Source organism: Verrucosispora sp. CNZ293 (assembly GCF_002754655.1).
In genome coordinates, this window is the sequence record NZ_PEFR01000001.1 from 2562674 (window position 1) to 2586898 (window position 24225).

Consider the following 24225-nt stretch of genomic DNA (forward strand, 5'->3'; position numbering starts at 1 on the left):
GGGGTAACCCTAACCCCGCCGCCGCCGGCCACTCCAGCGCGCCGCGCGCCCGGCTCGGCGGCCCCTCCGGACCGGCCCGACGGTCCGGACCCGACCCCGGTCGGCGGCGCGGGTCCGGCCGCTGTCGACGTTGGCGCCCTGTCGGCTGGTGGACTCGGGGCCGGACACGGTGGCTCGGTCGGCGTAGCCTGAACGACCACCGCAACACCGTCGAACACGGGACGGCGCGATGACCCTCGCGGACGGAATCGACGACCTGGCCGCCGCCGCGGCACGTGGCGACCGGGCCGCCCTGGACGCCCTGCTGGCGGCGATCCGCCCGGAGGTGCTGCGGCTGTGTGGCCGGCTGCTGCCCAACCGGGAGGACGCGGAGGAGGCCTGCCAGGACGCGCTGCTCGCGGTGGCGCGGGGCATCGACAGGTTCGAGGGCCGCTCGTCGTTCCACACCTGGCTGTACCGGCTGACCGCCAACCGGGCCCGCTCGACCTACCGGGCACTGCGCCGCCGCTGGCAGGTGGAGGCCGCCGGGACGCCGCTGCCGGAGCGACCCGACCCGCGCCGCACCAGCGTGGTCGCCGGCACCCGACTGGATCTGCTGGAGGCCCTCGACGCGATCCGGCCCGCACTGGCCGAGATACTGACCCTGCGTGACGTGCTCGACCTCGACTATCGCGAGATAGCCGCGTTGCTCGACCTGCCCGAGGGCACTGTGAAGTCCCGCATCCACGAGGCCCGCCGGCAGGTCCGGCAGCGGCTCACCGGTGCCGACTGACCTGACCGGCCGGCACCGCCCGACGGCGCTGGCTCTGACCGGCCGGCACCGCCCGACGGCGCTGGCTGTGGCCGTCGTGCTCGTCGCGGGTGCCGCCGGTTGCGCCGACGAGCCCGTCGCGCCGCTGCCGGTACGCCCACCCGCCCCGACCACCGCGCCGCCGCCGGTTCCGTCCACCCCGCCGACGGCCCGGCCGAGCGGGACACCTGTCGTGGCGCCACCGACGGTGGTGACGGTGCCGACCGCACGACCGACCTCGGTGCCACGATCCCCCACCCCCGCGCGGAGCACCCGTACCCCGACGCCCACCGCGACGATGTCCGAGGTCTGTCTCGGCGCGGTCCGGTACGAGCTGCCCCTGTCCGACCCCGGGCCGCTACCGTCCTCGCTCTGCTTCGCCACCGGCGGGGTACTGCGACTGGTGGGCATCGGTCCGGGTGAGGTCACCGTCGACCGGGACGATCTGGTGGACAGCCAGTACGAGGCCGGCGTGGTCGATCTCCGGTTCGTCCGGGCCGGCACCGTGGACGTGTTCATTCCCCGCGAGGCGGGCACCCACGTGATCACGGTCGTCGTGCGATGACCGGTCGTCGTGTCCGTACCCCGTCGAGCAGGGCGTCCACGAACTCGTCGCCGGCTCCGGGGGGCGGCACGACCTGCGCGTAGAGCAGCCCGGCGGCGCCCCGGGCGGCGGCTTCCACAAGCACCGGCCGCCCGTACGGGCAGTCGAAGCGGGCGACCACCCAGCCCAGACCACCGCGCCGCACCCGCCGCGGTGGCGAGGGAGCACAGTCGGCATGCGGTTGCGCGGCGACGAACGTGGCCGGATCGGTGTGTCGGGCGGTCACCGACAGCCCGAGGAAGGCACCCGGCACACTCGGGTCGGTGGCCCACCGACGCGGCTCCGGCGAGATCACCAACGCCGGTTCGAGCTGGCCGGACGCGTCGTACCGCCCCGCCCAGCCGGTCCCGGTCGCCCGCCAGCCGTCCGGCAGCACGACGGTCAGCGGACCACTCGTCGCCGTACCGCTGGGCGTCGCCGAGTCCGCCGCCACCGCGCCGGCCGCCGCCACCAGCACCACCGTCAGCGCGACCGCCCGTAGCCACGGCGACCGGCCCGCAGCCACCGGGACCGCCATCACCGAACCCGCAGGAACCAGGGCCGCACGAGCCGGCACCGCAGGAACCGGGGCCGCAGGAACCGGGGCCGCAGGAACCGGGGCCGCAGGAACCGGGGCCGCAGGAACCGGGGCCGGGTCGTCGACAGGGTGGGGACCGTGGGCCCGGGTCGGCGTAGCCGATGAGGTTGACGTCGATGACGCCGGTCCGGCGCCCGGGTTGATCGAATCACTGGGCCGCCGCACCGCCGCCAGCAGGGCCGTCCGGAACGCCTCGGCGTCCGGGTATCTGTCCCCCGGGCGACTGGCGGTGGCCCGGCGCAGTATCACCGCCACGGCCGGGGGCACCCGCCCCGGGAGGACGGACCCGGTCGCCGCTCCGGCAACGCCGTCGGCCCGCCGTGCAGGACCGGCGGCCGGCAGTCCCACCGTGACGACCGGAGCGTCGGCCGGCCCGACGTCGGCGGTGGAGGCGGGCAGTCCAGAGTCGACACCGGAGGCGGGCGGTCCAGCGTCGACAGCCGCAGTGGCGGTCGGTTCGGCGCCAGGGGCCGACGGTGCGAGCAGCCGGCGGCCGAGCTGACCGAGGGCGTACACGTCGGCGCGCTCGTCCACGATCGCGAGTGCATCGTCCTGCTCGGGGGCCATGAACCCGGGGGTGCCGGCGCGCATGGTGAGCCCGGAGGCGGCGGCGAGCGCCTTGGCCAGGCCGAGGTCGGCGATGAGTACCCGCTCGCCGTCAGCGGTCGAGCGGAACAGGATGTTGCCGGGCGACAGGTCACGGTGCACCACCCGGTGCCGGTGCAGTACCGCCACCCCGGCGGCGATCTCGGCGAGCAGGTTCAGGGCGGTCGTCACGGGCAGGGGCCCGGTGGCCAGCCGCTCCCGCAGACTGCCCCCGTCGGCCCAGTCGAGCACCGTGTAGGGCCGTCCGTCCGCCAGCTCTCCCACCAGGCGTACCCGGACCAGCCGGTCGTCCTCCATCCGGCGCAGCAGCCGAGCCTCGTCCAGGAACCGTTCCCGGACGCGTACGTCGTGGTGCCAGTTCTCCGCCAGCACCTTTATCGCTACCCGGATGTCCAGCATCGGGTCGTACGCCAGCCAGACGGTCGCGAACGAGCCCACACCGAGCAGCCGCTCCACCCGGTACGCCCCAATCCGCTCCGCCCCCACCACCCGCCCCTCCAGACCTTTCCCCCGCCCCTGCCACCCTCCCCTCCCCCACCCCCACAGCAACCCTCCCTCTCCCCCACCCCAACCCCGCGATCATGCAGTTGTGGCACCCGGAATGCCACTTATGGTCCACTTTGGCGGATACCACAACTGCATGATCGGCGCGCTGGGCGCGGCGGGTGTCGGGTGGGGCGAACTGTGGGGGTGGGTGGGGAGACGAAGGGAGTAGGAACTCGATGCCGAGGAGGCGATTTCTGTGCACCGTCTCGTGTATGTCGCAGTCGCGACCGTGCTGACCCTGGTCGGGGCTGCTCCAGCCAACGCCGCACCGCTACCGCGTTCGGTCCCCTCGGTGGTGGTGGCCGCGCAGCCGCCGACCACCACCGACGTGATGAGCGTGCGGGGTGCCGGGCCGTACCGGATCGGGGCCAGCCTTGACCGGCTCACCGCCGCCGGACTGATCGACTGGTCCGTCGCGACCTGCGACGGTGTGGTCGGGGCCGGTGCGACCGGCACCTGGGCGGGCGTCGTCCTGCTGGCCTTCCGGCACGGCCGGCTGGTCGAGGTGAGCACCGCCACCGTCCCGCCCTACTCCCCCGCCGGAGCGGGTGTCGGCATGACCTTCGCCCAGTTGGAGACGATCTACGGCCCGCGCGGTGGCCTGATCAGCAACGACGCGGGCACCGCCACCGCGTACCTGGTGCGGGTGGGCGCGCGGGTGGAGTTGTTCACCGGGCACCCGATCCGGCCTGGCGTGGGTGCCTTCCAGGTCGGCCCGGCATCCTTCGTGGAACGTAACTTCCGGCAGGGCGGCACCTGCTGAGGGTGCCGTCCGAGGCCACGCACCCGGCTGAGGTGCCGTCCGGGGGCACGCACCCGGGTGGGGCCGTCTGAACGACGACGCGGGGCGTCCGGAGGAGCGGACGTCCCGCGTCGCGGGTACGTATGTTCAGTGGACGGCGGGCAGGCTCGCCTCCTGGCGGGCCCGTTCGTCGCCGCTGACGGTGTGCAGCGCCTTCTCGCGGATGAACAGGACCGCGACCAGAGCGAGGAAGGCGATGGGCGCGCCGATCAGGAACAGTTCCGAGGTGGCGGTGGCGTACGCGTCGCGCACGATCCGCAGGATCGGCTCGGGCAGCGCGGACAGGTCGGGTACCTCGGTCGTGCCGCCGCCGGTGGCGCTGGCCGCCGGCCCGAGTTGCTCGGTCATCAGACCTGTCACCCGGTTGGCCAGCACCGCGCCCAGGGCGCTCACGCCGATCGCGCCGCCCATGCTGCGGAAGAAGGTCAGCACGGAGGTGGCGGCACCCAACTCGTGGGCTGGTACGTCGTTCTGGGCCGCCAGGACCAGGTTCTGCATGAGCATGCCGACCCCGATGCCGAGCAGGGCCATGTAGCTGAACAGCAGCGGCAGCGGGGTGTCGACGTCGATCGTCGACAGCAGCAGCATCCCGACGACCATCACCGCCGCCCCGGCCACCAGGTACGCCTTCCAGCGGCCGTACTTCGTGATGAGTTGGCCGGCGACAGTGGAGGAGACCAGCAGGCCGAGGATCATCGGCAGGCTCATCAGGCCGGCGACGGTCGGCGACTTGCCCAGCGACGTCTGGAAGTACTGGGACAGGAACACCGTGCCACCGAAGAGGGCCACCCCGACAAGCATGCTGGCGACGGTGGTCAGCGCCACGGTACGGCTACGGAAGATCTTCAGCGGGATGATCGGCTCGGGTACCCGGGCCTCGACCCGGACGGCCGCCACCAGCAGGGCCAGGCCGCCGAGGACCATCAGCGCGGTCCAGCCGGAGGCCCAGGCGAACTTGTGGCCGGCCAGCGAGGACCAGATCAGCAGGGTGGAGACCCCGGCGGTGATAAGCGCCGCGCCGAGCCAGTCGATGCGTACCCGGCGACGGACGACGGGCAGGTGCAGGGTCCGCTGGAGCAGCACGATGGAGAGGATGCTGAACGGCACGCCGATCAGGAAGCACCATCGCCAGCCCAGCCAGGACGTGTCGACCAGAACGCCGCCGATGAGCGGACCGGCGATGGTGCCGACGCCGAAGACGGCACCGAAGATGCCCGCGTAGCGGCCCAGTTCCCGGGGCGGGATCATCGCGGCCATCACGATCATGGCGAGGGCGGTCATGCCACCTGCGCCGATGCCCTGCACGACCCGGCTGACCAGCAGCACCTCGACGTTCGGGGTGAGTCCGGCGATCAGCGAGCCGACCACGAACAGCCCCAGGGAGAGCTGGATGAGCAGCTTCTTGCTGTAGAGGTCGGCCATCTTGCCCCACAGCGGCACGGTGGCGGTCATGGCCAGCAGTTCGGTGGTGACGATCCAGGTGTAGACGGTCTGGGTGCCGTTGAGGTCGGCGATGATGCGGGGCAGCGCGTTGGCCACCACCGTCGAGGCGAGAATCGCCACGAACATGCCGACCATCAGCCCCGAGAGGGCCTGGAGAATCTCCCGGCGGGACATCCGGCCGACGCCGGTCTCGGACGCGTCGATCGGCGCTGTCGAAGCTGTCATGAACCTTTCCTCACGCATGGTGCCGCCCCGGCGCGGTCACGCCGAAGGTTGAAACGGGTGGTCGGTGGCGGCCCGCACGGCCGGTCAGCCGGTGCGGGGGTCGACCAGGCCGGCTGCGACGGCGGCGAACGCCTCGTCGAGCAGCGCGGTCAGGGAGCCGGCGCCGCCGCCGGTCGCCCACCGGATCAGGGCGGTACGCAGGGCGGCTCCGGCGACCGCCACGACGAGAGCGGGGTACCCGTGCTCGGGGGGCAGCCCGGTTCGGGCGGCGATCGCCTCGACGAGCGCCCGTTCGGTGACCGCGTTACCGGAGATCAGGCGGGCCAGCAGCACGGGGTACTGCGTCACCACCCGCATCCGCAGCAGCGACAGTTCGGCGTCACCCTGCACCTCGGTGACCACCTCGGCGAAGGCGTGCCGCAGCGTCTCCAGCGCGGGCTGCTCGGCAGGCACGGCGGCGAGGGCCCGCAGCACGGTGTCCCGGTCGGCGTCGGTGTCGCCGACCAGGGCGTCGTCCTTGGACGGGAAGTAGTTGAAGAAGGTCCGGGAGGAGACGTCGGCCGCCTCGCTGATCTCCTCGACGGTCACCTGGTCGAGTCCACGTTCGGCGACCAGGCGCAGCGCCGCGGCGGCGAGGGCGGCACGGGTCTGGCGCTTCTTGCGGTCGCGTCGGCCCAGCCGGGTCGGGTCGTCGGGGGTCACGGCAGAACCCTAGGGCCAAAGGTGCAGTCTCTGCAAAGTTTTAGATTGTGACGTTTGGCGCGTCGACTGACACGATGTCGGTGGGGCGACATCATTGCGCGGTAGACAACAGTGTGTGGCACACACTATGGTGTGACACATGGTCAGCGATGACGTCCTACGGACCCACCTACAGGAGCTACGTCGGGGCACGGTGGTGGTGGCGAGTCTGGTCGCGCTGCGCCGACCCGACTACGGCTACGCGCTGCTGCAACGACTCACCGGGCACGGCTTCCCGGTCGACGCGAACACCCTCTATCCCCTCCTGCGACGGCTGGAGGAGCAGGGGCTCCTCACCAGCGAGTGGAACACCGAGGAGAGCCGACCGCGCAAGTTCTACCGCATCAGCGAGTCCGGCGAGCAGGTGCTGCGGCGACTGCTCGATGACCTCGCCGCCGTACAGACCTCCCTCACCACCCTTATCGAAGGAGCACCCCGATGACCTCCCTGACCGACCGCTACCTGGCCGCCACCCTGCGCTCGGTGCCGACCCGGCGGCGCGAGGAGATCGCCACCGAACTGCGCGCCTCCATCGGTGACATGATCGACGACCGGACCGCCGCCGGGCAGGACGCCGGCGCTGCCGAGCGCGAGGTGCTGACCGAGCTGGGTGACCCGGCCCAGCTCGCCGCCCGCTACGCCGACCGCCGGCTACAGCTCATCGGCCCCACCTACTACCTGGCCTGGCAACGCCTGCTGATCCTGCTGCTCAGCATCGTTCCCGCCATCGCCGGAGTGGCGGTCGGGGTGGTCCAGGCCACCGTCTCCGACAACCCGGCCGGTGCGATCGGCACGGGCGTGAGCGTCGCGTTCAACGTCGCGGTGCAGATCGCCTTCTGGGTGACCCTGGTCTTCGCGGTGCTGGAACGGCTCGGCACCCCGCTGGACCTGCCCGAATGGAGCGTCGACCGACTTCCCGACCACCCCGTCGAACGGGACGTCACCCTCACCGACGTGTGCGCCTCGATCGTGTTCCTGGTCCTGCTCATCGCCTTCCTGCCGTGGCAGCAGTTCCAGTCCGTGATCGGTCCCGACGGCGAGCGCCTGCCGATCCTGGATCCGGCACTGTGGGGTTTCTGGCTTCCGCTGCTGCTCGTGGTCCTGCTCGCCAGCATCGGCCTGGAGATCGCCAAGTACCGCGCCCGCCGCTGGACGTGGCCGCTGGTCAGCGTCAACGCCGTGCTCAACCTGGCCTTCGCGGTTCCGGCGATCTGGCTGCTGGCCAACGACCAGCTGCTCAACCCGGAGTTCGTCGCCCGCTTCGCCTGGCTGCGGGACGGCGGCCTGGACACGGTCGCCCGGATCAGCATCGTGGTGATCGTCGCCATCACGATCTGGGACATCGTCGACAGCGCGGTCAAGGCGCGTCGGTCCGCGCACTGAGCAGGAGCGGGCCTGGACCGACGCACGTACGATGATCAGCGGAAGTGCCGACACACACCGAGGGAGCGGCCATGGAACTGATCATCGGACTGGTGTGCCTGGTGTTGATCGTCGTGGCGGTGGTCGGCTTCGGCGTCTCGATCTACAACGGGCTGGTCCGGGCCCGCAACGCGTACCGCAACGCCTTCGCCCAGATCGACGTGCAGCTCGTCCGGCGGCACGACCTGATCCCCAACCTGGTCGAGACCGCCAAGGGTTACCTCAAGCACGAGCGGGAGACGCTGGAGGCGGTGATCAACGCCCGCAACGCCGCGGTCAACGCGCAGGCCACCGCCGCGGCCGCTCCCGGCGACCCGGCCGCGATGCAGCAGCTCAGCGGCGCGGAGAACATGCTCACCGCCACCCTGGGCCGGTTGTTCGCGCTCTCCGAGGCGTACCCGGACCTCAAGGCCAACCAGAACATGATGCAGCTGTCGGAGGAACTGACCTCAACGGAGAACCGGGTCGCCTTCGCCCGACAGGCGTACAACGACGCGGTGATGGCCTACAACAACAAGCGCGAGGTGTTCCCCTCCAGCGTGGTGGCGGGAATGTTCTCGTTCGGGCCGGCGGCGCTGTTCCAGCCGGACGACCCGCAGCAGCGCCAGGCGCCGCAGGTCTCGTTCTGATCGGGTTCCGATGAACTTCTTCGAACGGCAGCGCCAGGTACGTCGGCTGTCGACCCGGCTGGTACTGCTGTTCGTGCTGGCCGTGGTCGGCATCGTGGTGGTGGTGAACCTCGCGGCGTTGTTCGCCTTCAACGCCACCACCGCCGACCCCGGCCAGCTCGCCGGCTTCGTCGCCATGGTCACCGTCGCCACTGTCGCCGCGATCGGTCTGGCCGCCCTGGTGCGTACGCTCGCGCTGCGCGGCGGTGGCGGGAAGGTGGCCCGAGAGCTGGGCGGGGTGCCGGTGCCGGCGAACACCACCGACCCGGAGCTGCGCCGGCTGCGCAACGTCGTCGAGGAGATGGCGCTGGCCTCCGGCGTACCCGTTCCCGAGGTCTACGTCCTGCCGGAGGAGACGGCGATCAACGCCTTCGCTGCCGGGTGGACCCCGTCCGACGCCGCCGTCGCCGTCACCCGGGGCGCGTTGCAGCGGCTCAACCGCGACGAACTCCAGGGGGTCATCGCCCACGAGTTCAGTCACGTCGTCAACGGCGACATGCGGCTGAACATCCGGCTGATGGGCCTGCTGTTCGGCATCCTCTTCCTGACCGTGATCGGCCGTGGGCTGGCCCGCGCCGGGGTCATCGGCGGCGGCCGGTCCCGCGGCAACAACAGCGGCGGCAGCGCCGCCCCGCTGGCGCTTGTCGGCCTGGCGCTGCTGGTGGCCGGCTACGTCGGCGTCCTCGCCGGTCGACTCATCCAGGCGTCGGTGTCCCGGCAGCGGGAGTACCTCGCCGACGCCTCGGCGGTGCAGTACACCCGCCAGACCCGGGGCATCGCCGGGGCGCTGAAGAAGATCGGCGGCCTGGCCGACGGGTCCGAGCTGACCTCGCCCAAGCGCGACGAGGTGGGGCACATGCTCTTCGGCGAGGCGGCCCGGACGTCCTGGTTCGCCACCCACCCCCCGCTTGTCGACCGGATCAAGGCACTGGAACCGTCGTTCGACCCGGCCGAGCTGCAACACCTGTCACGGCAGTGGGCGGCGGCACCGCCGTCGGGCCGTCAGGAGGACGTCGCCCTCGGCCTGGCTCCAACCGCTCCCGCCGGTCCGGGCGGGACCGGCGGGTCAGGCGGGACCGGCGGGTCAGGCGGGACCGGCGGGACCGGCGGGACAGGGCACGGCGCCCGGATAACCGTCGCGCCAGACGAGGTGCTGGGGCGGGTGGCCGCGCCCACCGAGAGCGCCTACGCACACGCCGCAGCGATCCTCGACCGGATCCCGGATTCGCTGCTCGAACGAGCCCGCGATCGGGCGGCGGCCGTACCGCTGCTGCTCGGCCTGCTGCTCAGCGCCGAACCGGAGATCCGGCAGCACCAGTACCTCGCGGTGGCCCAGCGGCACGGCCAGGAGCTGGCCGACGGCGCCCGGCGCGCGGCGGACGACCTGGGCGCGCTCCCCGCCGAGCTGCGGTTGCCGCTGGCCGAACTGGCCTTCCCGGCGCTGCGCGAACGTCCGGACGCCGAACTGGAGTCACTGCTGACGGCCGTCTTCACGTTGATCAACGCTGACGGCGCGATAAACGTGACCGAGTACTGCCTGTCCCGGCTGCTGCTGGCCGAGCTGGAGGAGTCGCTGCGGCCGGACAGCCGGTGGCGTACCGACCGGCGCAAACTCACCGACGCGCGGTCTGCGGCAGCCGCCCTGCTGGCCATCCTCGCGCAGGTCGGGCACCCTGACCGGCCCGAGGCGGAACGGGCCTTCCAGGCCGGCATCGGTACGCTGCTGCCCGGCACGAACCTGCCGTACGCGCCGCCGGAGAACGGTGTGCTCGCGCTGGAGACCGCCTGGCCGGTGCTCGACGGGTTACGTCCGGCCGACAAGGAGCGGCTGGTGGCGGCCACCGTCGCGGTGATCAGCCACGACGGGATGATGACCGTGCCCGAGGTCGAGTTGCTGCGGACGATCTGCGGTCTGCTGCACTGTCCGCTGCCGCCGATGGCCGGCGCCGCCACCGGCTGACGAACACTCCGCCGCTCCCCCGGATCACCCCTCGCCCGGCCGGGTCCGGCCCGGTCTCGCCCGGCGGCTGGCGGTGCTCTGCCCAGCTACCCCCGCACGAGCCGACACAGACAGTGATTGTCACTATCAGTAACGGCATTCTCGGGCCGGCCTCCACCCACTCGCACGATTTGCTCTGCTTCAACCCACGCACAGGCATCTGAGCAGGGGCGCTGCACCAGCCCCGGGCCGTACCTGCGGCACCCGCCGATACTTGATGTGAGCATTTGCGTCCGTTGAAGCAGAGTAAAGGAAGGCCGGGGGTAGTGGTTGGGGGCGGCAGGCAAGCACTTCCCGTGAGGAATGGCGCATGGGCGGACGGCCCGATCTCAGCTGAGGCGACGGGCGACCGGCGCGGGGATGGCATGCTGCCCAGGGTGAGCACCGAGACCGCCGACGAGTGGCGGCAGTCCGCCGGCACCACCGACGATCGGCGGCGGGCCGAGACCAGGGACGCGTGGCGGCGGCCGGGACCGACGCCGGAGCAGCAGCGCCTTGATCTGTACGCCGGGCTGGCCGCGACGGCCCTCGCCCTGTTCAGCCTGACGCTGGCCCGCAGCACCGGAGCGTTCGTGCTGGGACCGCCGCCGTCCGGCATCGAACAGCTCTTCTGGACCGTCGCGGTGCCGCTGCCGTTGATCTGGCGACGCCGCTGGCCCGCCGTGACCACCCTGGCCGTGTCGGCCGCCTTCATCGGATCGCAGGCGCGCGCCGTCCCCGAGTGGCAACTCTCCTCCTGGGCGCTGTTCATCGCCATCTACACGCTCGGCGCCTGGGGCCGGGACCGGCGGCTGTCCCGGCGGCTGCGGATCGGCGTGATCGTCGCGATGTTCACCTGGCTCGGGATCTTCTACGCGATCAGCTACCAGGCTCTCACCGCGGAGACGTTCGACGACGCCGTCGGCCCGGTGCCGCCGGTGCTCGCCGCGATCGTCACCGGCATCCTGGTCAACGCGCTGTACTTCGGGTTCGCGTACTTCTTCGGCGAGACCGCCTGGGTGGCGGCCCGTCGCCAGCACCAGGTGGCCGAGCAGGCGGAACGGCTACGCCGGTCCCAGGCCGAGGTACGCGAGCACGCCGTGGTCGGCGAGCGGGTCCGGATCGCCCGTGAGCTGCACGACGTGGTCGCTCACCACGTGTCGGTGATGGGGGTGCAGGCGGCGGCGTGTCGTCGGGTCTTCGACAAGGATCCGGCGAAGGCGCGTACCGCGCTCACCTCCATCGAGGAGACCGCCCGCCAGGCGGTCGACGAGTTGCGCCGGATGCTCGGTGTGCTGCGCGCCAATGACGGCGACCCGGACGACACCCGGCAGCCGGCCGGGGTCGACCAGATCGCCGCGGTGGTGGACCGGGCCGGTGAGGCCGGGCTACGCGCCACCCTTGGGGTGTACGGCGATCCGCAACCGCTGCCGGAATCGGTCTCCCAGGCCGCGTACCGGGTGGTGCAGGAGGCGGTGACGAACGTGTTGAAGCACGCCACCGGGGCGAGCCTGCTAGACGTCCGGGTCCGTTATCTGGCACACGAGATGGAGGTCGAGGTGACCGACGACGGCCGGGCCACCCGCTCGGCGAACGCCGACGGACTGGGACTGATCGGGATGCGGGAACGGGTCGCGACCCACGGAGGTGAGTTGGAGGTGGGTCCGCGTACCGGCGGCGGTTGGCGGGTCCGGGTCCGCTTCCCGCTCCGCGCGGGCAGTCCGGCGTGAACCCGATCCGGGTGCTCCTCGTCGACGATCACCACCTCGTGCGTACCGGCTTCCGGGTCATCCTGGAGATCGAGGACGACATCGAGGTGGTGGGCGAGGCCGCCGACGGGGAGCGGGCCGTCGGCATGACCCGGGCGCTGCGTCCGGACGTGGTCCTGATGGACGTGGAGATGCCCGGTATGGACGGGTTGGAGGCAACCCGGCTGGTCAGCGCCGACGACGACGAGCCGGGTGGGCCGGCCGTGCTGATGCTCACCACGTTCGACCGCGACGACTACCTGTTCGCCGCGCTGCGCGCCGGGGCGAGCGGATTCCTGCTCAAGAACGGCACACCGGAGGCGCTCGTCGAGGCGATCCGGGTGGTGGCCCGGGGCGACGGCCTGCTCGCGCCGGAACTCACCCGGCGGGTGATCGCCACCTTCGCCCGTCCGGGCGGCCAACCCGGTGGTGACGTGGCGTCGCAGGCGGCGCTGGGCAGCCTCACCCCCCGGGAACGCGAGGTCCTGGTGCTCGTCGCCGGGGGCGCCAGCAACGCCGAGATCGCCGCCAGCCTCTACCTGGGCGAGGCGACTGTGAAATCACACGTCAGCCGGGTACTGGCCAAGCTGGGCCTGCGTGACCGGGTACAGGCCGTGGTCTTCGCGTACGAGCACGGGGTGGTCCGGCCTGGCGGGTGAGCGTCTCCCCCGCGAGGCGGAGCCCGGATCTCCGCCCCCGGGCGGACGGCGAGCCATGATCGACAATCTAACGTCGACACCGTGACAAACGTGCTCCGTCTCGACGGCGTCGACCGCAGCTTCGGCGACCGTCAGGTACTCCGGAACGTATCCTTCGACGTCGTCGCCGGCCGGATGACCGGCTTCGTCGGCGGCAACGGTGCCGGCAAGACGACCACCATGCGGATCATCCTCGGTGTCCTCGCCGCGGACGCCGGCCAGGTGACCTGGCAGGGTGAGCCGCTGAGCCGGGAGGTACGCCGCCGCTTCGGCTACATGCCGGAGGAACGCGGCCTGTACCCGAAGATGAGTGTCCGGGAGCAGGTGACCTACCTGGGCCAGTTGCACGGGCTCACCGCCGAGGCCGCTCGCCGCGCCACCGACGACCTGCTGGAGCGGGTCGGTCTCGCCCAGCGGGGCAACGACCTGCTGGACACGCTGTCCCTGGGCAACCAGCAACGCGCCCAGATCGCCGCCGCGCTGGTGCACGACCCCGAGGTGCTGGTGCTCGACGAGCCCTTCTCCGGTCTGGATCCGCTGGCCGTGGACACGGTCGTCGGCGTCCTGCGGGAGCGGGCCGCCGCCGGGGCGCCGGTCCTCTTCTCCAGCCACCAGTTGGACGTGGTCGAACGGCTCTGCGACGACCTGGTGATCATCGCGGACGGCTCCATCCGCGCCGCCGGCAGCCGGGAGCAGTTGCGCTCGGCGTACACCACGGCCCGGTATGAGCTGGTGGTGGAGACCGACGCCGGCTGGCTGCGCGACCAGCCCGGGGTGAGCCTGGTGGACCTCGACGGCGCGCGAGCCGTCTTCGACCTGGCCGCCGACGCCGACGAACAACCGGTGCTGCGCGCGGCGCTGGAGCGCGGCCCGGTCCGCGCGTTCCGCCCGGTCACCCCCTCCCTCGCCGAGATCTTCCGAGAGGTCGCCAAGTGAACGTCACGCAGGCCACCCGCCTGGTCGCCGCCCGGGAGATCCGGGTCAAGCTGCGCGACCGTACCTTCCTGATCAGCACCGTCGTCTTCCTGCTGATCGCGGCGGCGGCGACGATCCTGCCGCCGCTGCTGTCCGGCGGGCCGTCCACGGTGGCCGTCACCGAGGCGGTGGCCGGCCCGTTGCGGGCGGCGGGGTTGGAGGTGCTCGCCGTACCCGACGACGCCGCTGCCGAGCAGGCGGTGCGCGACGGCGACGCGGACGCCGCGGTCGTCGCCGGCCCGGCCGTGCTCGCCATGAACGACGCCCCGGGCGACGTCGTCTCGGCGTTGAGCACCGAACCACCGGTCCGGCTGCTGAACCCGGACGCGGTGGACCCGGTGGTGGCCTTCCTGGTGCCGTTCGCCTTCGCCTTCATCTTCTTCCTCACCTCGCAGACCTTCGGGGTGCAGATCGCGCAGAGCATCATCGAGGAGAAGCAGACCCGGATCGTGGAGATCCTCGTCGCCGCGGTGCCGGTCCGCGCCCTGCTGGCGGGGAAGATGCTCGCCGGGACGATCCTCGCGCTCGGTCAGATCGCCCTGGTGGCGGTGGTCGCGGTGGCCGGCATGGCGTTCGGTGACAACGGCGCGTTGCTGTCGCTGCTCGGTCCGGCGATCGGCTGGTTCGTGCCGTTCTTCCTGCTCGGCTTCTTGCTGATCGCGTCGATGTGGGCGGCGGCCGGCGCGCTCGTCAACCGGCTGGAGGACATCGGTGGTGTGTCGATGCCGGTACAGCTCGCGGTGATGCTGCCGTTCTTCGCAGTGATCTTCCTCAACGACAACGTCACAGCCATGCGGGTGCTGTCCTACCTGCCGTTCTCCTCGCCGACGGCGATGCCGCTGCGGCTGTTCAACGGCGACGCCGCCGGCTGGGAACTTGTCATCTCACTGGTGCTGCTCCTGGTCACGGCGGTGGGGTTCCTGCTCGCCGGGGCCCGGGTGTACGAGGGCTCGCTGCTGCGTACCAACGGCCGCACCTCGATCCGCACCGCCTGGCGCGAACGCGAGACGCTGGGCTAAGACGCCCAGTTGGTGGGGAGGTGGGGGACGGGCCAGGTCGGGTCGGGTCGCCAGGTCGACCAGGACTCGTCCCACCAGCGCTCACCGGCGTCGAGCCGGGCGGCGATCCGGTCACCCTCGGCGCGGATCGCCTCACCCTGGCCCGGGTAGCGCCCCTCCACCAGCCGCTGCGCGAAAATCTCCACATCCTTGAAGACGTACCGGTCGGCGTCCGCCGCCCACCACAGGTCCAGCTCGTGGTCGAGGGTGTCCACCCCGATCGGCGTACGCCGGAACGGGTCCTGGAGGTTGAAGTACCAGCCGGCGAAGGCGCGCTCCGGGCCGGACCAGAACACGTCGACCGAGTGCGCCTCGCCGGGCCGCTGGAGCATCAGCTTGCCGTGACCGGTCCAGGCGGTGTGCCCGGCGACCTGCCACGGGTGCCGGCCGCACGGGAACTCACCCCGCTCGGGAAAGCCGAACTCGGCGCCGGTCGGCAGGTAGAGCGCGAGCAGGTCGGGTGAATCCTCGACGCAGATCGTCGGGCAGCCGAACCACACCTCGCCGCGCAGGACCTCCCGCCGAACCACCAGGTCACCCGGTGCGAACCGGCCAGCCGTGGTCACGGGCGCGGGTGCCTCTCTACTTCCTGCCGACGAGCTGCTGGGTGATCGGCCGCCCGGCCTCGCTGGCGAACCGCAGGATCAGTGCGCCGACCTGATCCTGCTCGCCGTCCTTGAGCCCGACGTCTGTCGAGTTGACCCGCATCGGCGCCTGGCCGGTCGGCTTCACCAGGTACGCCGCGGTCTTGCCGGCGAAGAGGGTGCCACCACCGAAGACCTGGACCTCCACCTCGGCCACCTCGGCCCAGGTGGTGGCCCGGGCGTCGCCGTTGCGGACGTACACCATCCCGCCAGGGTAGAGGTAGCCGGCCTCGAAGCCCCGGACCAACATCATGACGAACCAGCCGACAGCGCAGATCCCGAGCGCCAGCGGCGGGATCGCCAGCCAGACGAGCGGTCGCCAGGAGGACGCGAGCGCGAAGAGGGCGACCGACACCAGGATCGCCACCGCGCCGACGGCGACGATCCTGAGGGCGGAGCTGATCGGGTTGCCGCTGCTGCGCTTGTCGATGAGCGCGCCCAGCCCGCGCTCCGCCGCCAGGCTGGCCACCTTCTCCGGTACGTCCTGCCGGTTGTCGACACTGCTCATGTTCGCCCCGTTTCGATCGGCTCGAAAATCAGCGGCGAGCATATCCACAGTGGGCGGTTGCGGCTGCCCCGCGTGCCACGGCCGGCGGGAGCCGACGAGGGGACGGACGACGCCTCCGGCTACCGGCTCCGACGCCCGGTCACTCCCCCGCCAGCTCGGGCCGATGCGTCCGGATCCACGCCTCCACATCCGCCTGGGGTATGTCCCAACTTCATCTCTCGCGCGGCAGCCAACCGCTGAGTCGGTTGCATCGGGTGCATCGGCACCTGCCTCGGCGGCCCGACTGGTCCTGTACGGCGTGTACCGCCGCCTGGCCGTGCCCGACCGCCCGGATGCTGCTACGTCACGAGTACGGCCCGGACCGGGTCGGCCTCTCGATCTACCTGGCCGGTCAGTTGTTCGACGCCACCGGGGATCTGCTGTGGCTGGCCGGTGGTGGGCCGCCGACGCCTGCTGAGTTGTTCGAGCGCTTCCTGGGCTGGGCCGCCCCTCGGCTCAGCGGGACGAGGCGTCCGCGAATGTCACCGGCTGACGGTAGACATCCAGCATCCCCAGACACGAGGAGCACGATCATCGACGTACGGGATGCGGCCCGACTGTGGGCGGACGCCTGGGCGCAGGGCTGGCCCGCCAGGGACGTGGCGAGGATCGTCGACCGGCAGGCGGAGGACGGCGACCACTGGGCGTCGATGTTCCGCCCGTACCGGGGCCGTGCCGGGCTCCGGTCGTACGTCGAGCAGTGTTTCGGTGAGGAGACCCGGCCGGCGGAGGTCTGGTTCGGCGAACCACGGGTCGACGGCGACACGGCCACCATCGAGTACTGGGCGGTCACCTACCCGTACGACGAGCCGGTCACCATCTCCGGCTGCACGGTGGTCCGCTTCGACGCCGGCGGTCTGGTCACCGAGTCCCGCGACTACTCGCACAGCACCGAGGGCAGGTTCCTCCCTCCGGCCTCGCTCTTCCCCTGACCTGGCGGGGCGGGCGTCGACAGGCCCGCGCCGCTGGCGTCAGCTCTCGGGCAGCGTACGCATGGTGCGCAGCGGGGAGAAGACGACCCAGAGCACCCCGAGCAGGGCGCCGAGGCTGGCGATCCAGAGGGCGGGCCGTACCCCGATGGCGGCGCCGAGGGTCCCGCCGAGCACGGCACCGATGGGCCGGATGCCGTAGTTGACGGTGCGGCGGAAACCGGAGACCACCGCGAGCATCGACACAGGTGTGGCCGCGATCTGCACCGATCCGACGGCGATGTCGAGGACCATGACGCCCAGCGCGGAGACGAACTCGGCGGCGAACAGCAGCGCGAGCACCTGCGGCTGCGGTCCGGTGGCCAACGGCACCAGGATCAGTGGGGCCGGGAAGGCGACGAAGCCGACGAGCACCGCGGGGCCGATGCCGATCCGGCGGCTGACCGGGCCGGTGACTGCCGCGCCGAGCAGTCCACCGAACGAGCCGGCCCCGATGAGCAGGCCCAGCAGTCCCGGGGAGACGCCCAGCTCGGTGGTCACGTACAGCACGAAGAGCGCGGCGAACATGTAGTTGAACAGGTTGAGCGTGGTGGTGCCGAGCAGCGTCGCCCGGAGGATCGCCGAGCGGACCACATAGCGCACGCCGGCGGCCATGCCTCGGCCGGGCCCGCTCTCCACGGGATGCTCGGTGACCGTGATCCGGGCCAGGAAGACCGCCGAGGTGAGGTAGGTGAGCACCCCGGAGAAGAGTGCGACCGGGGCGGTCAGCACCTGCACGAGCACGCCACCGATGCTCGGGCCGGCCACGTCGGCCATGGCCCTGCTGCCGTTGATCAGACTGTTGGCGTCGACGTATTCCTGTCGCCGGACCAGGGTGGCGAACAGGCTGACGTGCGCCACCTCGAAGAACATCGAGAGGACGCCGATCAGGAAGGTGACGGCACAGAGCAGCGGCAGGTTCAGCACGCCCGCCCACCACAGCAGCGGCACGGCCAGCAGCAGGCCCGCCCGACCGACGTCGGCGATGATCATTACCTGGCGCCGGCGGGGGTACCGGTCCACCCAGGCCCCGGCCGGCATGGAGAAGAACAGGTTCGGCAGCAGCGCGGCGGCGGTCAGGTAGCCCATCTCGGCGGGTCCGGCACCGAAGGCGAGCACGGCCAGTAGCGGCACGGCGAGGACGGTGATCTGGTCGCCGAAGAGCGAGACGGTCTGCGCGGACCAGTAGCGACGAAAGGCCGCCTGCCGAAGCAGCCGTGGGATGCGCGGCCGGCGCGGCGGTGCCGGGTCGGCCAGGACGAGGGACCCGGTCACGACCCGTCTCCGGACGCGGTCTCTGGCGGGGGTACGACGCCGCGCGGTAGCGCCATCTGGACGATCGTGACCGGGCGGGACCCGGGCGGCCGTTTCGTCGGGTCGGCGAGCCGTTCGTCGTACCGGGCCAGCAGCGCGTCGATCTGTTCGGTGACCTCGCGCAGCTCCGTGGCGGTGACGTGCAGCAGCGCGTCGCCGAAGCCGGCGGCAGCCCGCCACTCGGCCGGCTCGTCGGCGCGGATCGCGAGGTAGTCCTGCGCCCGTTGCAGATACAGGGCGACCATCACACTGTTGATCTGGTCCGTGGCCTCCCGCATGGCCGGGTCGTCGGAGTCGTCGTCCCAGGACGTGTACTGCGTGGTGGCCCGCCAGGGTCGTTCCCGAGCGTCCGCACCGGGCACCCGTTCGGCGAACCCGTACTTGGCGAGCTGCCGCAGGTGGAACGAGCAGTTCGGCACGTTGTCGTCGAGCCGGGCCGCCGCCTGCGTCGCGGTCATCGGCCCTTCGCCGCGCAGCAGCCCGATCAGGCGCATCCGCAGCGGGTGGGCGTACGCCCGCAGGGCACGCGGGTCGGTGACCTTGAGCGCGCGCCGAGGTGTCTCGTCAGCCATACAGTAGAGAATGCTTTAGAAAGACATCTCTAGCAACTGCCGTCCGGCCGGTTCGGGCCCGCTCACACACCGTCAAGCCCGTCGAGAAGACGCGGTGCGCGCCGATCGTTCAGTCGCCGCCAGCCGCCGGCCCGCTACTCCGCCAGATCGCGGCCTCTATCCGCAGCAGCAGGCCACTGAGCACCAGGAGTCCTCCGGCAGCGAGGAGTTTGTCGCCAGAGCCCACGTCGGCGAAGCCAAAGATGAAGGCGAACGCTCCGCCCAGTGCCCCAAGCGTGCCCAGTGCGCCGACAGTCTCCGCCGATCTCTTGTCCACCGGCGCATCATAGAGTCCCGCCCATCGATAACCCCGGGCCACGGAAGGCACGACCCAGGCCGGTCGACGCCGGCTACCCCTCGTGGCTGGGTCAGCCGACGGCGGCCATGATCTCGTCGCTGCGGGCCTGTCACCCAGCACGGCTCGGAGCCCGCCCCCGGCCGCTGTCTCCCCAGAACGCAGCCCGCAACAGCAGGCCCCCGATCACGAGCACTGCCGCGGCGAAGACGACTTCCCGATCGAGCGCCTTAGTGGCAAGGCCCAGAAGAAGCACAACTGCTCCCACGGCGACACCGGATGTCCCGATGCCCCTGACGATCTGTAGAGACCTTCCAGCCATTACGGCAGTCTAGTGCGGTGTCCAGGAACGTCCACCGGGCGCGTCGGGGTCAGCCGACGGCGGCCATGACCTCGTCGGAGACGTCGAAGTTCGCGTAGACGTTCTGCACGTCGTCGCTGTCCTCCAGGACGTCGATCAGCTTGAAGATCTTGCGCGCGCCCTCCTCGTCCAGCGGCACGGTGACGCTTGGCACCAGGGAGGACTCGGCCGACTCGTACTCGATGCCGGCGTCCTGCAGGGCGGTCCGCACGGCGAGCAGGTCACCGGGCTCGGAGACCACCTCGAACGCCTCGTCGAGGTCGTTGACCTCCTCGGCGCCCGCGTCGAGGACGGCCATCATCACGTCGTCCTCGGTGGTGCCGGCCTTGGGCACGATCACCACGCCCTTGCGGGAGAACATGTACGACACGGAGCCGGCGTCGGCGAACGAGCCGCCGTTGCGGGTCAGCGCGGTGCGTACCTCGGTGGCGGCGCGGTTGCGGTTGTCGGTCAGGCACTCGATGAGCAGCGCGACACCGTTCGGGCCGTACCCCTCGTACATGATCGTCTGGTAGTCGGCGCCGCCGGCCTCCAGGCCGGAGCCGCGCTTGACGGCCCGGTCGATGTTGTCGTTGGGGACCGAGTTCTTCTTGGCCTTCTGGATCGCGTCGTAGAGCGTCGGGTTGCCGGCCGGATCACCGCCGCCGGTACGCGCCGCGACCTCCACGTTCTTGATCAGCTTGGCGAACATCTTGCCGCGCTTGGCGTCGATGACCGCCTTCTTGTGCTTGGTCGTCGCCCACTTTGAGTGGCCGGACATCTGTTACCTCCGTTGCTACCCGCCGTCTGCATCGACCGCACCGAGCGCCCCGCTCCGCACCGGCGCACACGGTGGTGCCGGTCAGCTCTGGTGGAAGCAGTGGCGGCCAGATGGCCCTGCCGAATCTCGACAATCCTACCGACGTGCGGCGGGTGGTCGTCACCCGCCGCACGTCGGCCATCGGCCCGCTCTCCCCCGATCGACACAAAGCGGACGAACTCACTCCCCCATGCCGTACGACCCCCGCACTGTGAACTCGGCCGTGCTGCGCTGCTCGCAGCGCTCATCCAGCTCGGCCCGGAAGCGGCCGAACGACTCCAGCGACGGCAGCGGTCCGGGCAGATCCGGGCCGATGACGACGTCGACGAAGCTGAGCCCGTCATCGAGCCGCAGGGTCTGATAGCGGAACCCGGGCGGGCGGAGCCGGGCCAGGTCCCGGTACACCGCGTCGAGCAGGGCCAGATGCTCGTCGAGGCGGTCGGCGCGGACCCGGTAGCTGATCAGGAGGGTGTCCACGCTCATCGCACCGGCACCGGGATTGTGCTGCGGACAGCGTCCACCAGGTCGGTCACCATGAGCGCCACCTCGGCGGCACGTTCCGGCGCGGGTGCGATCCGGGCGTTCGCGGTCGGGTCGGTGGCGCTCTCGGCGGGCCACTGGAAGTCGGTGAAGAGCTGCAACTCGACGTGGTTCGGTAGGACCTTCATGCCCACCTCGCTCAGGATCGGCCGCAGGTGCTCGGCCGCCAGACCGCCCCCGCGCACACCGTAGGTGAGCACGCCGGCCGGCTTGCCGCGCCACTCGGCGTCCAGATAGTCGATGGCGTTCTTGAGCACCGCCGGGACCGAGCTGTTGTACTCCGGGGTGACGAAGACGAAGGCGTCGCAGGCCGCCACCACCGACGACCAGCGACGCGTGTGCTCGTGACGGTAGTCGCCGAACCGCGCCGGCACCGGCTCGTCCAGCAGCGGCAGCCCCTGCTCGGCCAGATCGACAAGTTCGACGGTCAGCTCACTTGCGCGCGCCGCCGGATGCCCGGCCATCGTCTCGGTTACCCATCCCGCCACCGCCGGGCCGCGTCGTCCCGGGCGGCTACTGCCCACCACCAAGCCCACAGTGATCTGTTGATTCTCGTGCGTACTGTTCATGACCCGATCTCACCGCCGCCGGCAGCGCGCGGGGAGGCCGGCGTGAGGGTAGCCCTGGCGGGGACATGCTGCGGGGCGACCGTCGCGGCAGACTGGGTGGGTGATGGACGGCGAGTTGGGCGCGTTCCTCCGCAGCCGCCGGGAGGCGCTGCGGCCCGAGCAGGTGGGGTTGCCCACGAACGGCCGGCGGCGCACGCCCGGCCTGCGGCGTGCGGAGTTGGCCACCCTGGCCCAGGTCAGCGTGGAGTACCTGACGCGGCTCGAACAGGGCCGGGACACCCACCCGTCGCCGGGCATCCTCGCCGCGCTGGCCGAGGCGCTGCGCCTCGACGACGCCGACCGTCGGCACCTTCAGCAACTCGCGTCCGTCGAGCACCGCCGGGAACTCTGCGCGGGTGGCCGGCCGGTCGTGTCGCGGACCGTACGCCCACAGGTCCGGACGCTGCTGGAGGCGCTGCGGGACCGGCCGGCGTACCTGCTCAACCGGCTCGGCGACGTGCTGGCCTGGAACGAGCCGTTCGACCGGCTGGCCCGCCCGCTGGGGCTGCTCGACGACGAGCGGCCCAACCTCGTGTGGTTTCTCTTCGCCGACGAACGCGCACCTGAACACTTCCCGGACTGGGCCGACCTCGCCGACCAGCAGGTCGCCGACCTGCACCGGCTACGCGGGGGCGACCCGGCCGCCGATGCCTTCGCCGAACGGCTCGGCCGGACCGTCGGGGAGCCGTTCCGGTCCCGGTGGCAACGCCGTCCGGTCGCCGTGCAGTCCAGCGGGGTCCGCTGGCTGCGGCATCCGGAGGTGGGGGCGCTGCGGTTGTCGTACGAGACGCTGGAACTCCCCGACGACCAGCAGCGACTGGTGGTGCAGCAGCCCGCCGACGCGGACAGCGCCACGGCGTTGGACCGCCTGCTGGGCCGCCGCCCCGGCGGCCTCCGCTCGGTCGCCAGCTGAGGGCTGAGACCCACCCACCCACCCACCCACCGCCCGCTCCTCCTCCGCCGCCGCCGCCGCGAAGATCCGAGCAGTTTCGGGGATGTTGCTGCCTCAACTCGCTTCGAGGCAGCAACATCCCCGAAGTTGCTGCCTCACGTGGCCCGGCGGGTGGGGCAGGGTCAGCGGGCGGCGCGGGTCAGGTCGACGAAGTAGGCGTGCACGCGGGGGTCGCCGGTGAGTTCCGGGTGGAACGAGGTGGCCAGCAGGTTGTGCTGGCGTACCGCGACGATCCGGCCGGTGGCCGGGCCGGTGGTGACCGTGCCCAGCACCTCGACGCCCTCGCCGACCCGCTCGACCCAGGGTGCGCGGATGAAGACCGCGTGCAGCGGCCCACCCGCAATGCCGGTGATCTCCACCGGCGCCTCGAACGAGTCGACCTGTCGGCCGAACGCGTTGCGGCGGACGGTCATCGCGATGCCGTCGAAGCCGCGCTGGTCCGGCCGGCCGTCGAGCACCTCGGTGGCCAACATGATCATCCCGGCGCAGGAGCCGTAGACCGGCATCCCGTCGGCGATCCGCTTGTCGATCGGTCCGCGCAGCTCGAAGATGTCGACGAGCTTGCTGATCGTGGTCGACTCCCCGCCCGGGATGACCAGGCCGTCGACCGCGTCCAGTTCCGCCGGCCGGCGTACGGTGTGGGCCCGGGCGCCCGCCGCGGTCAGCGCGGTGACGTGCTCGCGGACGTCGCCCTGCAGGGCGAGGACACCGATGACGGGTGCCGTCACCGTCGGGTCACCAGCCGCGCTCGGCGAGGCGGTGCGGCTGCGGGATGTCGTCGACGTTGATGCCGACCATTGCCTCGCCGAGGCCCCGGGACACCTTGGCCAGGACGTCCGGGTCGTCATGGAAGGTGGTCGCCTTGACGATCGCGGCGGCCCGCTGGGCCGGGTTGCCGGACTTGAAGATGCCGGAGCCGACAAAGACGCCCTCGGCGCCGAGCTGCATCATCATCGCCGCGTCGGCCGGGGTGGCGATGCCACCGGCGGTGAAGAGCACCACCGGCAGCTTGCCGGTCTCGGCGATCTCCTTGACCAGCTCGTACGGTGCCTGCAACTCCTTGGCCGCGACGAACAGCTCGTCGGCCGGCAGCGACTGGAGGCGGCGGATCTCCTGGCGGATCTTCCGCATGTGGGTGGTGGCGTTGGAGACGTCGCCGGTGCCGGCCTCACCCTTGGAGCGGATCATGGCGGCGCCCTCGGTGATCCGGCGCAGCGCCTCGCCCAGGTTCGTCGCACCGCAGACGAAGGGAACGGTGAACGCCCACTTGTCGATGTGGTTGGCGTAGTCGGCCGGGGTGAGCACCTCGGACTCGTCGACGTAGTCGACCCCGAGGGACTGGAGGATCTGCGCCTCGACGAAGTGGCCGATGCGGGCCTTGGCCATCACCGGGATGGAGACCGCGTTGATGATGCCGTCGATCATGTCGGGGTCGCTCATCCGGGACACCCCGCCCTGGGCGCGGATGTCCGCGGGTACCCGCTCCAGCGCCATCACCGCCACCGCGCCGGCGTCCTCAGCGATCTTGGCCTGCTCGGCGGTGACCACATCCATGATCACACCACCCTTGAGCATCTCGGCCATGCCGCGCTTGACCCGCGCGGTGCCGACGACCGGGGTGGCACCGGTGTTCGGGGAAGTCGTCTCGGACACGTCGTCGCTCCTCAGGCGTCCTCGGGAGGTGGCAGCGCAGATGCTACGCAAG

General features: G+C 71.4%; 26 protein-coding genes. 13 read left to right on the top strand and 13 right to left on the bottom strand.

All coding sequences use genetic code 11. The features are described 5' to 3' along the window. Window positions 1–229 precede the first annotated feature (229 nt). On the top strand, window positions 230–772 hold the full coding sequence (locus CLT74_RS11630; RefSeq protein ID WP_099846540.1) for an RNA polymerase sigma factor: 543 nt from the start codon (window positions 230–232) through the stop codon (window positions 770–772). After that, complete coding sequence (locus tag CLT74_RS11635) at window positions 762–1355, top strand: hypothetical protein (RefSeq protein WP_486582254.1); 594 nt, start codon at window positions 762–764, stop codon at window positions 1353–1355. Before CLT74_RS11630 ends, CLT74_RS11635 begins: the two co-directional genes overlap by 11 nt. Here the strand turns inward: CLT74_RS11635 and CLT74_RS31295 are convergent. Next, window positions 1336–3063, bottom strand: a complete 1728-nt coding sequence (locus CLT74_RS31295; protein WP_486582255.1) for a serine/threonine-protein kinase — start codon at window positions 3061–3063, stop codon at window positions 1336–1338. The two genes, CLT74_RS11635 and CLT74_RS31295, sit on opposite strands and share 20 nt — an antisense overlap. 256 nt (window positions 3064–3319) lie before the next feature. Between CLT74_RS31295 and CLT74_RS11650 the strand changes: the two genes are divergently transcribed. Further along, a complete protein-coding gene (locus CLT74_RS11650; RefSeq protein ID WP_099846542.1) occupies window positions 3320–3886 on the top strand; it encodes a hypothetical protein in 567 nt (188 codons plus the stop codon). Between the two features lie 126 nt (window positions 3887–4012). Here the strand turns inward: CLT74_RS11650 and CLT74_RS11655 are convergent, their stop codons facing one another. Beyond that, on the bottom strand, window positions 4013–5593 hold the full coding sequence (locus tag CLT74_RS11655) for an MDR family MFS transporter (RefSeq protein ID WP_099851805.1): 1581 nt from the start codon (window positions 5591–5593) through the stop codon (window positions 4013–4015). Window positions 5594–5677: 84 nt separating this feature from the next. Further along, window positions 5678–6295, bottom strand: a complete 618-nt coding sequence (locus CLT74_RS11660) for an acyl-CoA-like ligand-binding transcription factor (RefSeq protein WP_099846543.1) — start codon at window positions 6293–6295, stop codon at window positions 5678–5680. Window positions 6296–6434: 139 nt separating this feature from the next. Here CLT74_RS11660 and CLT74_RS11665 point away from each other — a divergent pair, with 139 nt between their 5' ends. From CLT74_RS11665 to CLT74_RS11700, 8 genes are all read left to right on the top strand, one after another. After that, window positions 6435–6776 (top strand): PadR family transcriptional regulator, encoded by a 342-nt coding sequence (locus CLT74_RS11665; protein ID WP_099846544.1) that lies wholly within the window; start codon window positions 6435–6437, stop codon window positions 6774–6776. Continuing rightward, the gene (locus CLT74_RS11670) at window positions 6773–7717 is read left to right on the top strand and encodes an HAAS signaling domain-containing protein (protein WP_099846545.1); all 945 of its coding nucleotides are present in this window, start codon (window positions 6773–6775) and stop codon (window positions 7715–7717) included. Before CLT74_RS11665 ends, CLT74_RS11670 begins: the two co-directional genes overlap by 4 nt. A gap of 71 nt (window positions 7718–7788) precedes the next feature. Beyond that, window positions 7789–8385: a LemA family protein gene (locus CLT74_RS11675; RefSeq protein WP_199172168.1), complete on the top strand. Its 597-nt coding sequence runs from the start codon at window positions 7789–7791 to the stop codon at window positions 8383–8385. 10 nt (window positions 8386–8395) lie between these two features. Beyond that, window positions 8396–10384: a M48 family metallopeptidase gene (locus CLT74_RS11680; RefSeq protein WP_099846546.1), complete on the top strand. Its 1989-nt coding sequence runs from the start codon at window positions 8396–8398 to the stop codon at window positions 10382–10384. Between the two features lie 416 nt (window positions 10385–10800). Continuing rightward, window positions 10801–12132 (top strand): sensor histidine kinase, encoded by a 1332-nt coding sequence (locus CLT74_RS11685; protein WP_486582257.1) that lies wholly within the window; start codon window positions 10801–10803, stop codon window positions 12130–12132. Further along, window positions 12129–12809, top strand: a complete 681-nt coding sequence (locus CLT74_RS11690) for a response regulator transcription factor (RefSeq protein WP_099846548.1) — start codon at window positions 12129–12131, stop codon at window positions 12807–12809. Before CLT74_RS11685 ends, CLT74_RS11690 begins: the two co-directional genes overlap by 4 nt. Before the next feature lie 81 nt (window positions 12810–12890). Beyond that, on the top strand, window positions 12891–13784 hold the full coding sequence (locus tag CLT74_RS11695; RefSeq protein WP_099846549.1) for an ATP-binding cassette domain-containing protein: 894 nt from the start codon (window positions 12891–12893) through the stop codon (window positions 13782–13784). Continuing rightward, complete coding sequence (locus CLT74_RS11700) at window positions 13781–14842, top strand: ABC transporter permease (protein WP_099846550.1); 1062 nt, start codon at window positions 13781–13783, stop codon at window positions 14840–14842. Before CLT74_RS11695 ends, CLT74_RS11700 begins: the two co-directional genes overlap by 4 nt. On the opposite strand, the gene CLT74_RS11705 is transcribed toward CLT74_RS11700, so the two are convergent. Next, on the bottom strand, window positions 14839–15411 hold the full coding sequence (locus CLT74_RS11705; RefSeq protein WP_486582259.1) for a ribonuclease FAU-1 family protein: 573 nt from the start codon (window positions 15409–15411) through the stop codon (window positions 14839–14841). The genes CLT74_RS11700 and CLT74_RS11705 overlap by 4 nt on opposite strands. Before the next feature lie 52 nt (window positions 15412–15463). Continuing rightward, window positions 15464–16033, bottom strand: a complete 570-nt coding sequence (locus tag CLT74_RS11710; RefSeq protein ID WP_099846551.1) for a hypothetical protein — start codon at window positions 16031–16033, stop codon at window positions 15464–15466. A gap of 332 nt (window positions 16034–16365) precedes the next feature. On the opposite strand from CLT74_RS11710, the gene CLT74_RS11715 reads away from it, so the two are divergent. Then, window positions 16366–17004: a nuclear transport factor 2 family protein gene (locus CLT74_RS11715; RefSeq protein ID WP_486582260.1), complete on the top strand. Its 639-nt coding sequence runs from the start codon at window positions 16366–16368 to the stop codon at window positions 17002–17004. 39 nt (window positions 17005–17043) lie between these two features. On the opposite strand, the gene CLT74_RS11720 is transcribed toward CLT74_RS11715, so the two are convergent. The 6 genes from CLT74_RS11720 to CLT74_RS11745 all read right to left on the bottom strand — a co-directional run bounded on the left by CLT74_RS11720 (window position 17044) and on the right by CLT74_RS11745 (window position 21529). Continuing rightward, window positions 17044–18315: an MFS transporter gene (locus CLT74_RS11720; protein WP_099846553.1), complete on the bottom strand. Its 1272-nt coding sequence runs from the start codon at window positions 18313–18315 to the stop codon at window positions 17044–17046. Beyond that, the gene (locus CLT74_RS11725; RefSeq protein ID WP_099846554.1) at window positions 18312–18926 is read right to left on the bottom strand and encodes a helix-turn-helix domain-containing protein; all 615 of its coding nucleotides are present in this window, start codon (window positions 18924–18926) and stop codon (window positions 18312–18314) included. The genes CLT74_RS11720 and CLT74_RS11725 overlap by 4 nt, the downstream gene beginning before the upstream one ends. 109 nt (window positions 18927–19035) lie before the next feature. After that, entirely contained in the window at window positions 19036–19242 is a 207-nt protein-coding gene (locus CLT74_RS11730; protein ID WP_099846555.1) for a hypothetical protein, read from the bottom strand. A 389-nt stretch (window positions 19243–19631) separates the two neighbouring features. Further along, window positions 19632–20381 carry a YebC/PmpR family DNA-binding transcriptional regulator gene (locus CLT74_RS11735; RefSeq protein ID WP_099846556.1) on the bottom strand — a complete coding sequence of 250 codons (750 nt, stop codon included), beginning with the start codon at window positions 20379–20381 and terminating at the stop codon, window positions 19632–19634. Between the two features lie 219 nt (window positions 20382–20600). After that, window positions 20601–20903: a hypothetical protein gene (locus CLT74_RS11740; protein ID WP_143697141.1), complete on the bottom strand. Its 303-nt coding sequence runs from the start codon at window positions 20901–20903 to the stop codon at window positions 20601–20603. Next, on the bottom strand, window positions 20900–21529 hold the full coding sequence (locus CLT74_RS11745) for an NAD(P)H-dependent oxidoreductase (RefSeq protein WP_099846558.1): 630 nt from the start codon (window positions 21527–21529) through the stop codon (window positions 20900–20902). The genes CLT74_RS11740 and CLT74_RS11745 overlap by 4 nt, the downstream gene beginning before the upstream one ends. A gap of 103 nt (window positions 21530–21632) precedes the next feature. Here CLT74_RS11745 and CLT74_RS11750 point away from each other — a divergent pair, with 103 nt between their 5' ends. Next, entirely contained in the window at window positions 21633–22481 is an 849-nt protein-coding gene (locus CLT74_RS11750; protein WP_486582721.1) for a helix-turn-helix transcriptional regulator, read from the top strand. 161 nt (window positions 22482–22642) lie between these two features. Here the strand turns inward: CLT74_RS11750 and pdxT are convergent, their stop codons facing one another. Together pdxT and pdxS are read right to left on the bottom strand one after the other, a co-directional pair. After that, complete coding sequence (gene pdxT, locus CLT74_RS11755) at window positions 22643–23248, bottom strand: pyridoxal 5'-phosphate synthase glutaminase subunit PdxT (RefSeq protein WP_099846560.1); 606 nt, start codon at window positions 23246–23248, stop codon at window positions 22643–22645. A 7-nt stretch (window positions 23249–23255) separates the two neighbouring features. Then, complete coding sequence (gene pdxS / locus CLT74_RS11760; RefSeq protein WP_099846561.1) at window positions 23256–24173, bottom strand: pyridoxal 5'-phosphate synthase lyase subunit PdxS; 918 nt, start codon at window positions 24171–24173, stop codon at window positions 23256–23258. Window positions 24174–24225: the final 52 nt, after the last annotated feature.